The organism is Variovorax sp. P4_D9, assembly GCF_056401695.1.
Genome location: NZ_JBFUIU010001323.1, coordinates 1 through 1722, shown reverse-complemented (window position 1 = coordinate 1722; position 1722 = coordinate 1). Strand labels below are relative to the sequence as shown.

Below are 1722 nucleotides of genomic sequence, written 5' to 3'. Positions count from 1 at the left end.
TCCCTGCTGACTGACGGGTCGCGTGACAGGCGGATGCGTGCCACGGGCCGCTGGTCGAGCTTCTCCGCGGCGAATGCACCTTCGGGAAACGGCTCGATGGCGGCGCGCAGACCTCGTTCGCGCGCCGCGATGTCCAGCAGTTCGAGAAAGGTACCGTGGCTCATCATGATCTGCCGCGAGTGCGGATCGGTGTCGGGCAGCAGGCGGGTAAGGTCGCAGCGCAGCAAGATCTCATCCGGAGTGCCCAGGTCCACAAGCCAGGATTGCAGATTGTGCGAGTGGGGTGCGAGGATCGCGTAGCTCAAGATCCAGCGGCGCAGCTCCACTTGCGGCGCGGGGCCTTGCCAGGCCTCGATCGCCTCAGCGGGCATGCGCGAGTTGCACCCTGTGAGGCCAGCCGATGCTGACATCACCGCGCCCCCGCCCACGATTCGAATGAAGTTGCGGCGTTCCATGCTCACGTCACGGCGACGTCTGGGTGACGAAGCCCGCCACTTCGCGCCAGACCTCTTCTTCGTGTCCCAGCCAGACATGCCCGCCTGTGGGATAGGAAACAAACCTCGCTCCACGGATCTCTTGCGCCGTGTAGCGGGCGTTCTCGTAGGTTCCAAAGAGATCGTCCTTCACGCTGATCAGCAGCGTCGGGGCCGCGAGGCGCTCGAGCTCGTAGCGCGGCAGTGTGGAGGTGATTCGCGCGTCGATCCTCAGCCCTGCGGCGCGCTGGCTGACCGGCTGCGTGCCATTGATGACCGCCAGGATCCGAGCCCGCTCCTGCTCGCTGGCGCTATCGAAGACTGCGAGCGGTGTCGCGAGCATCGTGCGCACGAGCAGGCTCGGCCGCAGTCGCGTCAGAGTCCAGAGCGCAAGATCGGACGTGAGGATATGGTCGAAGACGAACTGCAAGGTGGGCGGCACCTCCATCGTCTGCCCGGCATGCGCCGGCGCGTAGGCCGCAGGCACCAGGAGCACCAACGCACTGCAACGCTGCGGATGGCGGATGCAGAACTGCATTGCCGAGGGCGCCCCGGCCGACGCCCCCAGCACCGCGATTCGCTCGATCCTCAGCGCATCGAGCAAGCATGCGTGGGCGTCGGCCTGCGCTTGTGCTGAGGGCTCATCCGGCGCCGGCGTGCGCAGATAGCCGAAGCGCGAGGGGGCGACGATCTGGACGCTGGCCCGCAGCAGTGGCTGCCCGAATAGGAGCGCTTGGTCGAAGCCGCCCCCGGCGCCATGGATGACCAGCAAGGGGGCGCCGGACCCTGCCACCGCGTACTCGATGTTTCCGCAGGGCGTCGCGATTAGCTTGCTGCTCGAGGATACCCGCGCCTGTGCATTCGACAGATCGGAGGAATAGCTTCTCCATGCAGCCGCTGCGATGACGGCGAGCACGAAGGCAACGATGACCAGGGCGATGCGCACCGACCGATTCTCGGGCGCCCCGCGCCACGGCGGTTGATCCACGTCAGTGATCTAACCATAAGCCCGTTCGACGGCAAGGTCTCATCCGGCAGCTTGCGTGCCGTCTCGATGCCCGCCATCGGCAGCCCTTTGGCCGATTCCAGCCCGGTCCTTCGAGTCGACAAGGGAGACGTCCACGAGTCCAAAATCCGAACTCGCTCTTGATCTGGTGACCGAGCGCCAGATGCAGTCGCCTCCTACGTCGATCGTTCAAGCCAGCCGCGCCTCCTTTACGACACCAGCTCACTAGCACGCAATCGGAGG

General features: G+C 65.8%; 1 protein-coding gene and 1 pseudogene. Both read right to left on the bottom strand.

The genetic code is table 11. From position 1 onward, the window contains the following. Positions 1-455 (bottom strand): annotated as a pseudogene (locus AC1DY5_RS54470) (Acg family FMN-binding oxidoreductase); the annotation flags it as partial. 7 nt (positions 456-462) lie between these two features. After that, complete coding sequence (locus AC1DY5_RS54465) at positions 463-1419, bottom strand: alpha/beta fold hydrolase (protein ID WP_478122502.1); 957 nt, start codon at positions 1417-1419, stop codon at positions 463-465. Positions 1420-1722 lie beyond the last annotated feature (303 nt).